The sequence below is a fragment of the Streptomyces katrae genome, assembly GCF_002028425.1.
GTDB lineage: Bacteria > Actinomycetota > Actinomycetes > Streptomycetales > Streptomycetaceae > Streptomyces > Streptomyces katrae_A.
In genome coordinates this window covers 5,444,973-5,460,837 of the sequence record NZ_CP020042.1, presented here as the reverse complement: position 1 = coordinate 5,460,837, position 15,865 = coordinate 5,444,973, and the positions used below count along the sequence as shown (strand labels likewise).

General features: G+C 71.1%; 12 protein-coding genes. 4 read left to right on the top strand and 8 right to left on the bottom strand.

The window, feature by feature from the left end:
- Window positions 1-71: 71 nt before the first annotated feature.
- Window positions 72-968, bottom strand: coding sequence for a LysR family transcriptional regulator (locus B4U46_RS25055; protein ID WP_079429929.1), 897 nt, complete (start codon window positions 966-968; stop codon window positions 72-74).
- A 100-nt stretch (window positions 969-1,068) separates the two neighbouring features.
- On the opposite strand from B4U46_RS25055, the gene B4U46_RS25050 reads away from it, so the two are divergent.
- The 3 genes from B4U46_RS25050 (at window position 1,069) to B4U46_RS25040 (ending at window position 5,463) form a co-directional block, all read left to right on the top strand.
- A complete protein-coding gene (locus B4U46_RS25050) occupies window positions 1,069-2,082 on the top strand; it encodes an NADP-dependent oxidoreductase (protein WP_079429928.1) in 1,014 nt (337 codons plus the stop codon).
- 119 nt (window positions 2,083-2,201) lie between these two features.
- Window positions 2,202-4,232 carry a phosphocholine-specific phospholipase C gene (locus B4U46_RS25045; RefSeq protein WP_079429927.1) on the top strand — a complete coding sequence of 677 codons (2,031 nt, stop codon included), beginning with the start codon at window positions 2,202-2,204 and terminating at the stop codon, window positions 4,230-4,232.
- Window positions 4,233-4,761: 529 nt separating this feature from the next.
- Window positions 4,762-5,463: a nitroreductase family protein gene (locus tag B4U46_RS25040; RefSeq protein ID WP_079429926.1), complete on the top strand. Its 702-nt coding sequence runs from the start codon at window positions 4,762-4,764 to the stop codon at window positions 5,461-5,463.
- A 104-nt stretch (window positions 5,464-5,567) separates the two neighbouring features.
- Here B4U46_RS25040 and pruA read toward each other — a convergent pair whose 3' ends face one another.
- Both pruA and B4U46_RS25030 read right to left on the bottom strand, forming a co-directional pair.
- A complete protein-coding gene (pruA, locus tag B4U46_RS25035; RefSeq protein ID WP_079429925.1) occupies window positions 5,568-7,199 on the bottom strand; it encodes an L-glutamate gamma-semialdehyde dehydrogenase in 1,632 nt (543 codons plus the stop codon).
- 30 nt (window positions 7,200-7,229) lie between these two features.
- Entirely contained in the window at window positions 7,230-8,156 is a 927-nt protein-coding gene (locus B4U46_RS25030; protein WP_042813727.1) for a proline dehydrogenase family protein, read from the bottom strand.
- 199 nt (window positions 8,157-8,355) lie between these two features.
- Between B4U46_RS25030 and B4U46_RS25025 the strand changes: the two genes are divergently transcribed.
- Window positions 8,356-9,612, top strand: a complete 1,257-nt coding sequence (locus B4U46_RS25025; RefSeq protein WP_079429924.1) for a PucR family transcriptional regulator — start codon at window positions 8,356-8,358, stop codon at window positions 9,610-9,612.
- Between the two features lie 60 nt (window positions 9,613-9,672).
- Here B4U46_RS25025 and B4U46_RS25020 read toward each other — a convergent pair whose 3' ends face one another.
- The 5 genes from B4U46_RS25020 to B4U46_RS25000 all read right to left on the bottom strand — a co-directional run bounded on the left by B4U46_RS25020 (window position 9,673) and on the right by B4U46_RS25000 (window position 15,849).
- Complete coding sequence (locus tag B4U46_RS25020; RefSeq protein WP_079429923.1) at window positions 9,673-10,260, bottom strand: TetR/AcrR family transcriptional regulator; 588 nt, start codon at window positions 10,258-10,260, stop codon at window positions 9,673-9,675.
- A gap of 109 nt (window positions 10,261-10,369) precedes the next feature.
- Window positions 10,370-11,959 carry a phosphoglycerate dehydrogenase gene (serA, locus tag B4U46_RS25015; RefSeq protein WP_079429922.1) on the bottom strand — a complete coding sequence of 530 codons (1,590 nt, stop codon included), beginning with the start codon at window positions 11,957-11,959 and terminating at the stop codon, window positions 10,370-10,372.
- A 309-nt stretch (window positions 11,960-12,268) separates the two neighbouring features.
- Window positions 12,269-13,270 (bottom strand): ketol-acid reductoisomerase, encoded by a 1,002-nt coding sequence (gene ilvC, locus B4U46_RS25010; RefSeq protein ID WP_079429921.1) that lies wholly within the window; start codon window positions 13,268-13,270, stop codon window positions 12,269-12,271.
- A 135-nt stretch (window positions 13,271-13,405) separates the two neighbouring features.
- Window positions 13,406-13,930, bottom strand: a complete 525-nt coding sequence (gene ilvN / locus B4U46_RS25005) for an acetolactate synthase small subunit (RefSeq protein WP_042816067.1) — start codon at window positions 13,928-13,930, stop codon at window positions 13,406-13,408.
- Between the two features lie 32 nt (window positions 13,931-13,962).
- Entirely contained in the window at window positions 13,963-15,849 is a 1,887-nt protein-coding gene (locus B4U46_RS25000; protein WP_079429920.1) for an acetolactate synthase large subunit, read from the bottom strand.
- Window positions 15,850-15,865 lie beyond the last annotated feature (16 nt).

The window sequence follows — 15,865 nt, the reverse complement described above, 5'->3', positions numbered from 1 at the left end:
CCGCAATTACTCGGACTTCCTAGTATCTGAGATGCGAAACCCCTCGGAAGGCCCCTCAGAGCACTCCGCTTTCAGTCCGATTCAGCCCTGAGTTCCCTGATCAGAGCCCTGACGGCGAGGGTGGACGCCGATTCCGGTGTGGTGACGTATCCCACCTTCCTCACCGGCCCCTGGGGCCCCAGGGGGGCGATGTCGACCGCGTCCGTGGCCTCCCGCAGCGACAGCTCGGGCATGATCGCCATCCCCAGGCCCCGGCCGACCATCGTCAGCACCATGGCGTCGTCCTCGGCCTTGACCGTGGCCGCCGGGATCCAGTCCTGCGCCGCCCACCACCGCCGGGTGTAGGAGCCGCAGTTCTCGTCCCAGTCCAGCAGCGGCAGTGCCTTCGGGTCCGGATGCCCGGCGGGGTGCACCAGCGCGTACGCCTCCCGGGTGAGCACCCCGGTCAGCAGCCCGGGCGGGACGTCGCCGGGCGCACCCAGCGTGGCGATGCCGAGGTCCGCCCGGCCGGCGGCCACCTCGCCGGCCGTCCCGGCGCCGAGCTCGCGCACCACCCGCACCTCGGGCCGGATCCCCGGGTGCAGGGCGGCAAGGCGCTCCAGCGCGGGCGGCAGCAGGTGCAGGGCCGCGCTGCGGAAGGCCGCGATGCGCAGGGCCCCCTCCAGGGCCCCGTCCGCCGCGCCCCCGCCGGAGGCGGCCCGCCCGGCGGCGCGGGCCTCCGCGCCCAGCACCTCGTACAGCCGAAGGATGCGCCGGCCCAGGGCCACGGCCCGCTCCCCCGCGGGGGTGGGGCGGGCGCCGGCGCGCCCGCGCTCGAAGAGCACCGCCCCGACCTTGCCCTCGCTGCCGCGCACCGAATGCGAGACGGCCGACTGGCTGATGCCGAGCCGGCCCGCCGCGGCGGAGAAACCGCCCGTCTCGGCGACGGCGACCAGCACCCGGAGTTCCTGCGGGGCGAGCTCGGTCACGGGGTTCCCACCTCGGTGTATGAGCCGCGTTCATGGGTGTGCGGCTTCCATGAGGGCAACCCCCTGCCCGGCCCGGGGATTCCTTCCTACCGTCGTCGTCATGAACGCCGACACCGCTTACGCCGTGCACCAGATCGCCCGCCCGACCGGTTTCCCGGTCGCCTCCGACTTCGCCCACGTGTCCTCCCCCGTCCCCCAACCCGCCCCCGGCACCGCGCTGGTGGAGAACCTGCTGCTGTCGGTGGACCCGTACCACCGGGGGCTGATGGACGGGGGCGAGGGCGGCTTCGAGCTGAACGCCCCGCTGGAGGGCCGGTCGGTGGGGCGGGTGCTCGCCTCCCGCGACCCGGGCCTGGAGGAGGGCGACCTGGTCTTCCACCGCGCCGGCTGGCGCACCCACTCCCTGGTCACCCTGGGCGCGGACGGCACCCGCAAACTCCGCGGCCACGAGGGCGTCCCGCTGGAGGCCTACCTGTCGATCCTGGGCGGCACCGGCCTGACCGCCTACGCCGCCCTCACCCGGACGGCGGCCCTGCGGGAGGGCGAGGACCTCTTCGTCTCCGCCGCGGCCGGCGGCGTCGGCACCGCCACCGGGCACATCGCCCGGCTGCTCGGCGCCCGCCGGATCATCGGCAGCGCGGGCTCGGCGGCGAAGGTCGCCCACCTCACCGGGGCCCTCGGCTTCGACGCCGCCTTCGACTACCACGACGGCCCGGTCGGCGAGCAGCTGGCACAGGCCGCCCCGGACGGGATCGACGTCTACGTGGACAACGTGGGCGGGGAGCACCTGGAGGGCGCGATCGACTCGCTGCGCGAGTACGGGCGGATCGCCTGGGTCGGCGCGATCTCGATGTACAACGGCGACCGCTCACCGGCCGCGCCCCGCAACCTCTTCGAGGTGGTGCACAAGTCCCTGCGCCTGGAAGGCGTATTGGTTCGAAACCACACCAATCTGCAGGATGAGCTGGAGGACTTCCTGGTCCCGCACCTGCGCAGCGGCCGGATCGGCACCGACACCACCGTTGTCCAGGGCTTCGACCACACGGTGGAGGCGTTCCTGGGCATGCTGCGCGGGGAGAACCTGGGCAAGATGCTGGTGCGCACGGCCGGTTGATTCCGGCCACCCGGATGTTCACCGTTTTCTTACCGCACGGCTGTAGACCTTTGCGGCGGCCGCCGCCACGCTTGCCGACGATGTGCCAGCGGGGCACCCGAGTTGGAGGCGAGCAGCCAGTGACACCCATCAGCCGCAGGGGTTTCGTGGGGATCGGCGCCGGGCTCGTGGCAGGGGCGGCCCTGCCCGCCGCCCTGCCCACGACGGCGGCCGCGGCCGCCGCGACGGGCACCATCACCGATGTGAAGCACGTGGTGATCCTGATGCAGGAGAACCGCAGCTTCGACCACTACTTCGGCACCCTCAAGGGCGTCCGGGGCTTCGGCGACCGCGCCTGCGGCAACATCCCCGGCGGCTGGGGCACGTTCAACCAGCCGAACTGGGGCGGCCGCCAGTACCCGTGGAAGCTCTCCGCCACCCCGTCGGCGGGCGGCGCCGACAGCGAGACCCTCGCCCAGTGCACCGGCGACCTCCCGCACAGCTGGACCTCGCAGCACGCCGCCTGGAACGGCGGCCGGATGGACAACTGGGTCCTCGGCGTCGGCAAGACCCACACCCTCGGCCACCTCGAACGGGCGGACATCCCCTTCCACTACGGGCTCGCCGACAACTACACCGTCTGCGACGCCTACTTCTGCTCCACCCTCAGCGCCACCGGCCCCAACCGCACCTTCCTGTGGAGCGGCAAGGTGGACGCGGGCAGCAAGGACGGCGGCGAGGAGTCCGGACTGACCTGGGAGACCTACGCGGAAGCCCTCCAGCGGGCCGGGATGAGCTGGAAGGTCTACCAGAACGCCCAGGACAACTACGGGGACAACGGCCTGGCCTACTTCAAGAAGTTCACCGACGCCAAGCCCGGCGACCCCCTGTGGGACCGGGGCATGGCCTCCGTCCCCAGGGTCACCGGCTCCACCCCCGACGACATCGCCGCCGCGATCCGCGCGGACGTGGTCGCCGGGACCCTGCCCCAGGTGTCCTGGGTGGTGGCCGGCGAGGCCTTCTCGGAGCACCCGTACGCCCCGCCCGGCGACGGCGCGCACTTCGTGGACCTGGTCTACCGGGCGCTCGCCGCCAACCCCGAGGTCTTCGACTCCACGGTCCTCTTCCTCAACTACGACGAGAACGACGGCTTCTTCGACCACGTCGCCCCGCCGGTCGCCCCGCCGGGCACCCCGGACGAGTACATCGACGGCGTCCCGATCGGCCTGGGCTTCCGGGTCCCGATGCTGGTGATGTCCCCCTGGACCCGGGGCGGCTGGGTCAGCTCGGAGGTCTTCGACCACACCTCGGTGCTCCGCTTCATGGAGACGTGGACCACGGCCCTGGGCACGCCCGCCCTCTGCCCCAACATCAGCGTCTGGCGCCGCAAGGTGACCGGCGACCTGACGGGCGTCTTCGACTTCGCCCACCCGGTGTACGGGGTCCCCGCCGGCCTCCCCCCGACGGCGAAGGTCATAGGCCAGTCCACCTGCGGCCCCCTCCCCAACCCGGTCCCCCAGGACAACGCCCTGCCGGTCCAGGAAGCCGGAACGCGCCCGGCCCGTGCCCTCCCATACCAGGTCAACGGCAACCTGGACCGCTTCGAGTTCGGGCCGATGGGCAAGATCCTGGCCTGGTTCTCGATGACCAACCAGGGCCCGCAGGCCCGGCAGGCGGCGCACTTCTCGATCCACCCGCACCAGTACCGGGACACGGCCGCCTGGCAGTACACGGTCGACCCAGGCGCCACCGCGACCGACTACTTCTCCATCGGCCTGGGCGCCGGCTCGGGCAAGTACGACATCTCGATGTACGGCCCGAACCGCTTCCTGCGCCGCTTCATCGGCGACGCCACGAGGCCCGGCAAGGACCTGGAGGTCGCCGCCCGCTACGCCGTGGAGTCGGGCACCGGCAAGGTGGCGATCTGGTTCAAGATGACCAACGCCTCCGGCTCCCCGGTCACCTTCACGGTCCGCTCGAACGCCTACCGCTCCGACGGCCCCTGGACGTACACGGTCCCGGCGAACTCCTCGCGCGAGGACTACTTCAACGCCGTGGCCTACAACAAGGGCTGGTACGACTTCACGATCCTGGCCGACTCCGACGGCACCTGGTCCCGCCGCTACACCGGCCACATCGAGACGGGCGCGGCGAGCATCACGGGCAGCTGACCCCGCCCGGAGGCGGGCCGGCCCGGCGGGCGCATCCGGCCGACCCGCGGTGTGCCCCGCACACGGCCGTGGCGGTCCGTACCGGGCCGCCCCGGCCACCGGGTCGGCAAGCGCTCCGGGAAAGGCCGGAAACACGCGGGAGCGCCGCGGCGCGGGGTACCCCGCCACCCGGCTCGGAAGCCCCGTGCCCAAGGCCCTCGGCCGGCGCCCACAGCGCCGTGGGCCCGCCGGGCGCGGTACGTGGTCCACCTCGGACCGGACACCGCTGCCCAGGTCGGCGGCGGTCCACACCCCCGGGCCGGCCGGGTGGTCCAGCCGCCGTCCGCGGGCCTGCCGAGCCGATCCCCCGGACGGGCACCCCCGGCCCTCAGCGCTCCCGGGCCGTGCGGGGCTCGGCCGTGGAAGCGGCCTTCCCGGACATGAATCGACCGACGTTCGCCACACTCATAACCCCCCTGTCGCCACACAACGGGCGTTGGCTCATGGCGTCGCACTGGTCTCTGGAGTGCCCCCGCTGGAAGATCTGCCCATGTCGCCTGAGACCCACCAGTGGACCCCCACCCATGGCCTGCCCTACCGGCCCGTCGCCTACCGTCCGGCGCGCATGCCGAGCCAGGAATCCCTGGCGCGCGCGGCGGAGCTGCGGGCCCGGATGGACGAACGGCGCACCGTGCGCCACTTCTCCCCCGACCCCGTCCCCGAGCAGGCCGTCCGCGACGCCATCGCCTGCGCCGCCACCGCCCCGTCGGGTGCCCACCAGCAGCCGTGGACCTTCGTCCTGGTCAAGGACCCCGCGATCCGCCGGCAGATCCGGGCCGCCGCCGAACAGGAGGAGCAGATCTCCTACGACGGCCGCCTCGGCGACGAATGGCTGGCGGCCCTGCGCCCCATCGGCACCGACGCCGTGAAGACCCACCTGACGGACGCCCCGGCCCTGATCGTGGTCTTCCAGCAGCGCTACTGGCTCGGCCCGGACGGGGACAAGCGCAAGCACTACTACGTGGACGAGTCGGTCGGCATCGCGGTCGGCATGCTCCTGACGGCCCTCCACCTCTCCGGCCTGTCCGCCCTGATCCACACCCCGAGCCCGATGCGCTTCCTGAGCCACGTCCTGGGCCGCCCGGAGAACGAGAAGGCCTTCGCGGTGATCCCCGTCGGCTACCCCGCGGACGACTGCGAGGTCCCGGACCTGATCCGCAAGTCCCTGGACCAGGTCCTCTTCGAGGTCTAGTCACACACGCCGCCGTCACCATGCCGCGCCCCCGCAACTGGGACCGCCCCCGCTCCGGGCTTGGGGGTACCGGAGCGGGGGCGGGGTTCAGCGGGGGGCCTGGGTCAGCCCATGTGGGGGTAGCCGTACTCGGTCGGCGGGACCAGGGTCTCCTTGATGGAGCGGGTCGAGGTCCAGCGGAGCAGGTTGGACGCCGCGCCCGCCTTGTCGTTGGTACCCGAGGCGCGGCCGCCGCCGAAGGGCTGCTGGCCGACGACGGCGCCGGTCGACTTGTCGTTGATGTAGAAGTTGCCCGCCGCGAAGCGGAGCTTCTCCATCGTGTCGGCCGCCGCGTAGCGGTCCTGGGCGATGACGGAGCCGGTCAGGGCGTACGCCGAGACGTTCTCCATCTGGGCCAGCATCGCGTCGTAGTCGGCGTCGTCGTAGACGTGCACGGCGAGGATCGGGCCGAAGTACTCGGTCGTGAAGACCTCGTTCTCCGGGTCGGTGCACTCGATGACGGTCGGGCGGACGAAGTAGCCCTCCGAGTCGTCGTACGTGCCGCCCGCGACGATCGTGCAGGTCGGGTCGGCCTTCGCGCGGTCGATCGCGGCCTTGTTCTTGGCGAAGGAGCGCTCGTCGATGACCGCGCCGATGAAGTTCGACAGGTCGCGGACGTCACCCATGGTGATGCCGTCGACCTCGGCCGCGAACTGCTCCTTGAAGCCGTCGTTCCAGATCGAGGCCGGGACGTAGGCGCGCGAGGAGGCCGAGCACTTCTGGCCCTGGAACTCGAAGGAGCCGCGGGTCAGGGCGGTCTTCAGGATCGCGCGGTCCGCGGACGGGTGCGCGACGACGAAGTCCTTGCCGCCCGTCTCGCCGACCAGGCGCGGGTACGAGCGGTACTTCTCGATGTTGTTGCCGACCGTCTTCCACAGGTACTGGAAGGTCTTGGTCGAGCCGGTGAAGTGGATGCCGGCCAGCTCGGGGTGGTTCAGGGCCACCTCGGAGACGGCGATGCCGTCACCGGTCACCAGGTTGATGACGCCCTTGGGCAGGCCGGCCGCCTCCAGGAGCTCCATGAGGAGGACCGCGGAGTGGGTCTGCGTGGGGGACGGCTTCCACACGACCACGTTGCCCATCAGGGCCGGGGCGGTCGGCAGGTTGCCTGCGATGGCCGTGAAGTTGAACGGGGTGATCGCGTAGACGAAGCCCTCGAGCGGACGGTGGTCGCTGCGGTTCCACACGCCGGCGGAGTTCGCGGTCGGCTGCTCGGCCAGGATCTGGCGGGCGAAGTGGACGTTGAAGCGCCAGAAGTCGACGAGCTCGCACGGGGTGTCGATCTCGGCCTGCTGCACGGTCTTCGACTGGCCCAGCATGGTGGAGGCGGCCAGCTTCTCGCGCCAGGGGCCGGCCAGCAGCTCGGCGGCGCGCAGGATGATCGCGGCGCGGTCGTCGAAGGACATCGCGCGCCAGGCCGGGGCGGCGGCCAGGGCGGCGTCGACGGCCTCCTGGGCGTCGGCCTCGGTGGCGTTGGCGTAGGTACCGATGACCGACTTGTGGTCGTGCGGCTGGACGACGTCGAAGCGCTCGCCGCCACCCATCCGCTTGACGCCGTTGATCGTCATCGGAAGGTCGATCGGGTTCTCGGACAGCTGCTTGAGCTGGATCTCGAGGCGCGCACGCTCCGGGCTGCCCGGGGCGTACGAGTGGACCGGCTCGTTGACCGGCGCGGGGACCTGGGTCACAGCATCCATGGGGCGATAACTCCTTGACCTGGTTCTTGGCTAGTTCTTGGTGATCATCGAGCGGAGGAAGAACAGCAGGTTGGCCGGCTTCTCCGCGAGGCGGCGCATGAAGTAGCCGTACCAGTCCGTGCCATAGGCCGTGTAGACCCGCATTCGATGACCCTCGGAGGCGAGCCGGAGGTGCTCCTCGCTGCGGATGCCGTAGAGCATCTGGAACTCGTATTCGTCCAGTTTGCGCCCTGCCTGCCGGGCGAGCTCCTGCGCTATGGAGATCAGGCGCGGGTCGTGGGACCCGATCATGGGGTAGCCCTCGCCCTCCATGAGGATCCGCATGATCCGGACGTACGCCTTGTCGATCTCGGCCTTGTCCTGGTACGCGACCTCGGCGGGCTCCTTGTACGCGCCCTTCACGATGCGGACGCGGCTGCCGGCGGCGGCCAGGCGGCGGGCGTCGGCCTCGGTGCGGAAGAGGTAGGCCTGGATGACGCAGCCGGTCTGCGGGAAGTCCCGGCGCAGCTCCTCGTGGATGGCGAACATCGAGTCGAGGGTGGTGTGGTCCTCGGCGTCCAGGGTCACGGTGGTGCCGATGGCGGCGGCGGCCTCGACGACCGGGCGGACGTTGGCCAGGGCGAGCTCGTGGCCGCCCTCCAGCGCCTGGCCGAACATCGACAGCTTGACCGACATCTCGACGGCCTCGCCCAGCCCCAGCTCCTTGAGGCGCTCGATGAGCTCCAGGTAGGCGTCCCGGGCGGCGTACGACTGCTCCACGGCGGTGATGTCCTCGCCGACCACGTCGAGGGTCACCTCGAGGCCCTTGCGGGTGAGCTCCTCGACGATCGGGATGACCTGGTCGACCGTCTCACCGGGGATGAACCGGTTGACCACCGGCTTGGTCACCGGGGCAGCAGAGACGATTCGGCGCATCTTGTCGCTGCGCGAAGCGGCGAGGATCGCGGGACCCAGCACGGGGCACCTCCAACGGGTGGCAGAAGCGGTCATACGGGCGCCGCGGGGGTGTGCTGCGGCCGTAGGGAATACGCAAGTAAAACCACCGTGAAATTTATGGATCTCCCCGATCCTCGGCCATCGACAGCTGTCACGCATCCGTGTCCCCGATCTCATACATCTGTCTGAAGGGGCGGCGCGGGGGTGGGAGAATGTGCCCGTGAAGGGCGATTACCAGGACCTGGTGGACGAGATCTCGGCGCTGCTCGGCGCCCCGGCGACGCTGGAGAACCGGGACTTCCGTCTGATCGCCTTCGGTGCCCACGACAGCGAGGACGACCTCGCGATGGACCCCGTGCGCACCCGTTCGATCCTGACCCGGCAGTCCACGGCGGCGGTGCGGTCCTGGTTCGAGGGCTTCGGCATCGCCCGCGCCACCGGCCCCGTCCGGATCCCGGCGGCGCCGGACGCGGGGGTCTTCCGGGGGCGGATCTGCCTGCCCGTGCGGTACCGGGGCATCGTCCAGGGCTACGTGTGGCTGCTCGACCGGGATCCGGGCCCCTCACCGGAGGCCCTGGAGGCGGCCATGGAGGTGGCCCAGCGGATCGGGGTGCTGCTCGCCGAGGAGGCCAAGGCGGGCGCCGACCTCTCCCGGGAGTTCCTCGCGGTGCTGACCGCCGGGCGGGGCTGGCAGCAGGACATGGCCGTGGCCGCGCTGCGGCTGGCCCTGGGTGCGGGGGCCGAGGGACTGCACGCGGCGGTGTGCGCGGCCCCGTGGTCCGGGGAGGCGCCCTCGTCGGTCCCGGGGGCGGCGGCGGTGTGCGTCGTACCGGCCGAGGCGGCGGGGGCGGCCGGGCCGGCGGGCCGGGACCGGCTGGCGGTGCTCCTGCGGCTGCGCTCCCCGGACGCCATGGGCCCGGCCCTGACGGCCCTGGGCCGCCTCCTGCCGCGGGCGGCGGCGGTGCAGGCCGGGGCGGCGGGGACCGCACGGACCGCCGCGGCCGGCGCGAGGGCCGCGGCCGCGGAGCCCGCCGGGGCGGGTGGGGCCGGGCGGGTGGACGGGGTGAGCGCGGGGGTGTCCGAGCCCGTGCAGGGGCTCGGGGAGCTGCCCGCGGCCTGGGGGCAGGCCGTCGCCGCCGCACGGGCGGCCGCCGCCGAGCCACGGCTGGGGCCGGTGGCCCAGTGGGCGGGGATCGGGCCGTACCGGATGCTGGGCGCACTGGCCGCCGGACCCGTGGACGACCCGGCGACACGGGCCCTGCTGAGCCCGGCCCACCGGGAACTGGCCCGCACCGCCGAGGTGTTCCTCGACTGCGCCGGACAGGCCGGCCGGGCGGCGGCGGCGCTGGGCGTCCACCGCCAGACCCTGTACTACCGGCTGGGCCGGGTGGAGCAGCTGACCGGGCTCGACCTGGACGCCGGCGAGGACCGGCTGCTGCTCCACATGGCCCTCAAGACCGCCCGGCTGAACGGGTGAACGGCTGAACGGCTGAACGGACAGAGGGGCCACTGGGCGGCCGGGCGGGCGGGCGAACGGCTAGCCCGCCGCCCGCTGCGCGTCCGCGATCCCCTCGCCGAGCCTGCGCAGCCCCTCCGTGAACTCCTCGCCCGACGGGGCGCTGGCCGGGTCGAACAGCCACTGGATCATCAGGCCGTTGAGCAGGGCCTGGTAGACCGCCCCGAGGGTGCGCTCGTCGCGATCGGTGAGCCGCTCCTCGGGGATCCCGGTCATCATCGACACCAGGCCCCGGCGCCCCTGCAGCTGCGAGGCGGCCAGCATGGACTTGAGCTCGGGCTTCTGGTCCCGGCTCAGCGCGACCTCCAGGCTGGCCGCCCAGACCGGCCCGGCCGCGCCGTGTTCGGCGACGACCCCGTCCCACAGGGCGCGCAGCCGCTCCAGGGAGCCCTCCGCCCCTTCGAGCCCGGCCTGCCGGCCCTCGCCCCACTCTTCGATCAGGGCGATGAACGCCTTGGTGAGCAGGGCGTCCTTGGAGCCGTAGTGGTAGCCGATGGACGCCAGGTTGGTCCCGGAGGCGCTGACGATGTCCCGCGCGGTGGTCCGCACGAACCCCTTCTCGGCGAGGCACTTCTTGGCGCCCTCGAGCAGATCTTCACGGTGTCCCATGCCGTCACGGTATCAAGACATCCGTTTAATACAAGCGTCTACAGAAAGTGCGCGCGAAAAAGGGCCCGGGTGTGCACTCCGGGCCCTTCCCGCACCAAGCGTCCGGCCGTCAGCCGAGGTTGACCGTACGGGCCGACGCGGCGCCGATCTCCGCGGAGATGGCCGCGAGGACGTCCACCGGGACCTCCGCGTCGACGGTGAGGACGACCAGCGCCTCGCCGCCCTCCTCCGCACGGGCCACCTGCATGCCCGCGATGTTCAGCCCGGCCTCGCCGAGCAGCAGGCCGACCTTGCCGACCACGCCCGGGCGGTCGGTGTAGCGGAGCACGATCATGTGGTCGGCCAGGGCCAGGTCCACGTCGTACTCGCCCACGCCCACGATCTTCTGGAGGTGCTTCGGGCCCGCGAGCGTGCCGGAGACCGACACCTCCTGGCCGTCCGCCAGCGTGCCGCGGACGGTCACCACGTTGCGGTGGTCCGGGGACTCCGAGCTGGTGGTCAGGCGCACCTCGACACCGCGCTCCTGCGCGAACAGCGGGGCGTTGACGTAGGAGACCGTCTCGTCGACCACGTCCTCGAACACACCCTTGAGGGCGGAGAGTTCGAGCACCTTGACGTCGTGCTGGGTGATCTCGCCGCAGACCTCGACGTCGAGGCGGACCGCGACCTCGCCCGCGAGGGCGGTGAAGATGCGGCCGAGCTTCTCGGCGAGCGGCAGACCGGGGCGCACGTCCTCGGCGATGACACCGCCCTGGACGTTGACGGCGTCCGGTACGAGCTCGCCGGCGAGGGCCAGGCGCACCGACTTGGCGACCGAGATGCCGGCCTTCTCCTGGGCCTCGTCCGTGGACGCGCCGAGGTGCGGGGTGCAGACGACCTGGTCGAGCTCGAAGAGCGGGGAGTCCGTGCAGGGCTCCTTCGCGTACACGTCGAGGCCGGCGCCGGCGACGCGGCCCTCCTTGAGGGCCGCGTACAGCGCGGCCTCGTCCACGATCCCGCCGCGGGCGGCGTTGACGATGCGGACGGACGGCTTGACCTTGTGCAGGGCCTCGTCCCCGATGAGACCGATGGTCTCGGGGGTCTTGGGCAGGTGCACGGTGATGAAGTCGGCGACCTCGAGGAGCTCGTCCAGCGTCAGCATCTTGACGCCCATCTGGGCGGCGCGGGCGGGCTGCACGTAGGGGTCGTACGCGACGACCTTCATGCCGAACGCCGACATGCGCTGGGCCACCAGGACGCCGATGCGGCCGAGGCCGACGACGCCGAGGGTCTTCTCGCTGAGCTCGACGCCCGTGTACTTGTTGCGCTTCCACTCGCCGTTCTTCAGCGCGGTGTTGGCCTGCGCGATGTTGCGGGCGGTGGCGACGAGCAGGCCGCAGGCGAGCTCGGCGGCGGTGACGATGTTGGAGGTTGGGGCGTTCACGACCATCACGCCGGCCTTGGTGGCGGCGGAGACGTCCACGTTGTCGAGGCCCACACCGGCGCGGGCGACGACCTTCAGCTTCTTGGCGGCGGCGATGGCCTCGGCGTCCACCTTGGTGGCGGAGCGGACCAGAATGGCGTCGACGTCGACGATCGCGGGCAGCAGCTCAGCGCGGTCGGCGCCGTTGACGTGCCGGATCTCGAAGTCCGGACCGAGCGCGTCCACCGTGGCGGGCGACAGCTCTTCGGCGATGAGTACGACAGGTTTCGAGCTCACGTGGGTCCTCACAAGTCCAGTGCGGACGGCCGTCCCGACGGCCGCATGCGGTGGAGGGGGTAGCCGCGTGGAAGACGCACGACACTGTGGGCCTGACGCGTTGTGTTGAGCAGTGTAGTGGCGGTTCCGGCGCGGAACTCCGCCTGTACGGAAGGATCACCCGTCCGTGATTGGCCGAGGTGGACAAGCTGCACGGTCCGAGGTCTCCATTCCGTCGATTTTTCCGGCCGGGCCACGACGGAGGGGCCGTCCGGGGCGGAAGCGCGGCGGGGCCGGGACTGAAGTGTCCCGGCCCCGCCGTGCGCGAGATCAGCTCTCGTCGCTGTCGACCCAGCTCATCAGCTTGCGCAGCTTCTTGCCGGTGGTCTCGAGCAGGTGCTCGGAGTCCGCCTTCTTGTACTCGTTGTACTTCGGCAGGCCGGCCTTGTACTCCGCCATCCACTCCTCGGCGAACTTGCCGCTCTGGATCTCGGCGAGGACCTTCTTCATCTCGGCCTTGGTGGCCTCGGTGATGACGCGGGGGCCGGTGATGTAGTCGCCCCACTCGGCGGTCTCGGAGACCGACCAGCGCATCTTCTCCAGGCCGCCCTCGTACATGAGGTCCACGATGAGCTTCAGCTCGTGCAGGCACTCGAAGTACGCGATCTCCGGCTGGTAACCGGCCTCGGTCAGGGTCTCGAAACCGGCCTTGACCAGGGCGGAGGCGCCACCGCAGAGGACGGCCTGCTCACCGAACAGGTCGGTCTCGGTCTCCTCGGTGAAGGTGGTCTTGATGACGCCGGCGCGGGTGCCGCCGATGCCGGCCGCGTACGACAGGGCCAGGGCGAAGGCGTTGCCCGAGAAGTCCTGCTCGACGGCGGCGATGCACGGAACGCCGCGGCCCTCCTCGTACTGGCGGCGGACCAGGTGGCCCGGGCCCTTCGGGGCGACCAGGGCGACGTCCACGTTGGCCGGGGGCTTGATGAAGCCGTAGCGGACGTTGAAGCCGTGACCGAAGAAGAGCGCGTCGCCCTCCTGCAGGTGCTGCTTGATGGACTCCTCGTAGATCTCGGCCTGGAGCGGGTCCGGGGTCAGGATCATGATGACGTTCGCCCACTCGGCGGCCTCGGCCACGGGGAGGACCTTCAGGCCCTGCTCCTCGGCCTTGGCCTTGGACTTCGAGCCTTCCTTGAGGCCGACGACGACGTCGACGCCGGAGTCACGGAGCGACAGCGCGTGGGCGTGGCCCTGGCTGCCGTAACCGATGACCGCGACCTTGCGGCCCTGGATGATGGACAGGTCGGCGTCGTTCTCGTAGAACAGCTCGGCCACTGGGATATCTCCTTGGTGCGCTGATGTTGCACCCACCGTACGGCGGGGAACGGAATAAGAGTTTGTCGGTCTCGCCATGCGAACCGGGCGTGTCCCGCCCGGTCCAGGCGTGGCGTCAGGCGCGTGCCGCGCCCGTCAGGCGCTGCGCTCGAGGGAGCGCAGGCTGCGGTCCGTGATGGACCGGCCGCCGCGCCCTATGGCGATGGTGCCGGACTGCACCAGTTCCTTGATGCCGAAGGGCTCCAGCATCTTGAGCATGGCGCTGAGCTTGTCGCTGCCGCCGGTGGCCTCGATGGTGACGGCCTCCGGGGAGACGTCCACGGTCTTGGCGCGGAACAGCTGGACGATCTCGACGATCTGCGAGCGCGTCTCGTTGTCGGCGCGGACCTTCACCAGAACGAGTTCGCGTTCGATGGCGTTCGACGGCTCCAGCTCGACGATCTTGAGCACGTTGACCAGCTTGTTGAGCTGCTTGGTCACCTGCTCCAGCGGGAGGTCCTCCACGTTCACGACGATGGTGATGCGGGAGATGTCGGGGTGCTCGGTGACACCGACCGCGAGCGAGTCGATGTTGAACCCGCGGCGGGAGAACAGCGCGGCGATCCGGGCGAGGATGCCGGGGGTGTTCTCGACCAGGACCGAGAGCGTGTGCTTGGACATGTGAGTCGTTCTCTCTCTCAGGCTCTCTCGGCTCAGTCGTCTTCGTTGTCGCCGAAGTCGGGGCGGACGCCCCGGGCTGCCATGACCTCGTCGTTGGAGGTGCCGGCGGCGACCATCGGCCAGACCATGGCGTCCTCGTGGACGATGAAGTCGACCACGACCGTGCGGTCGTTGATCGCGTTCGCCTCGGCGATGACCTTGTCCAGGTCGGCCGGGTCCTCGCAGCGCAGCGCGACGCAGCCCATGGCTTCGGACAGCTTGACGAAGTCCGGGACGCGGGTGCCCTGGCGGGGGGCGACGGACTCGCCGAGCTGGGAGCCCACCGTGTCGTGGCCGGTCTCGTCACCGTGCAGGACGGTGTTGGAGTAGCGCTGGTTGTAGAAGAGCGTCTGCCACTGGCGCACCATGCCGAGGGCGCCGTTGTTGATGATGGCGACCTTGATCGGGATGTTGTTCAGCGCGCAGGTGGCCAGTTCCTGATTGGTCATCTGGAAGCAGCCGTCGCCGTCGATCGCCCAGACCGTGCGGTCCGGCATGCCGACCTTGGCGCCCATCGCGGCGGGGACCGCGTAGCCCATGGTTCCGGCGCCGCCGGAGTTCAGCCAGGTGCGGGGCTCCTCGTACTTCACGAAGTGGGAGGCCCACATCTGGTGCTGGCCGACGCCGGCCGTGAAGATCGTGCCCTGCGGGGCGAGCTCGCCGATGCGCTCGATGACCTGCTGCGGGGAGAGCGAGCCGTCCTCGGGCAGGTCGTAGCCCAGGGGGTAGGTCTCGCGCCAGCGGTTGAGGTCCTTCCACCAGGCGGTGTAGTCGCCGGTGTGGCCGTCGTTGTGCTCGGCCTGGACCGCCTGGATGAGGTCGGCGATGACCTCGCGGGCGTCGCCCACGATCGGGACGTCGACCTCGCGGTTCTTGCCGATCTCGGCCGGGTCGATGTCCGCGTGGATGACCTTGGCGAAGGGGGCGAAGCTGTCCAGCTTGCCGGTGACGCGGTCGTCGAAGCGGGTGCCGAGGGCGATCAGCAGGTCCGACTTCTGGAGCGCGGTGACGCCCGTGACGGAGCCGTGCATGCCCGGCATGCCCACGTGCAGCGGGTGGCTGTCGGGGAAGGAGCCCAGGGCCATCAGGGTGGTGCAGACCGGGACGCCGGTCAGCTCGGCGAGGACCTTCAGCTCCGCCGTGGCACCGGACTTCATGACGCCGCCGCCGACGTACAGGACCGGGCGCTTGGCCTGGACGATGAGCTTGGCGGCCTCACGGATCTGCTTGGCGTGCGGCTTGGTGACCGGCCGGTAGCCGGGCAGGTCCAGGGCCGGCGGCCAGGAGAAGGTGGTCTTGGCCTGGAGGGCGTCCTTGGCGATGTCGACCAGGACCGGGCCGGGGCGGCCGGTGGAGGCGATGTGGAAGGCCTCGGCGATGGTCTTGGCGATGTCCTCGGCCTTGGTGACCAGGAAGTTGTGCTTGGTGATCGGCATCGTGATGCCGACGATGTCCGCCTCCTGGAAGGCGTCGGTGCCGATCGCCTTGGAGGAGACCTGGCCGGTGATCGCGACGAGCGGGACGGAGTCCATGTGGGCGTCCGCGATCGGAGTGACCAGGTTGGTGGCGCCCGGGCCGGAGGTGGCCATGCAGACGCCGACCTTGCCGGTGGCCTGCGCGTAGCCGGTGGCGGCGTGGCCGGCCCCCTGCTCGTGGCGGACCAGGATGTGACGGACCTTCTTGCTGTCCATCATCGGGTCGTAGGCCGGGAGGATGCAGCCGCCCGGGATGCCGAAGACGGTGTCGCACCCCACCTCTTCGAGAGAGCGGATGAGGGACTGCGCGCCCGTGACGTGCTCAACTGCGGTGGGCTGGTGCCCACCCGTACGGGGCCGCGGCTGCGGATGGTGGGCCCCGGAGGCCTGCTCGGTCATCGGCATTCTCTTCTCGAAGCTG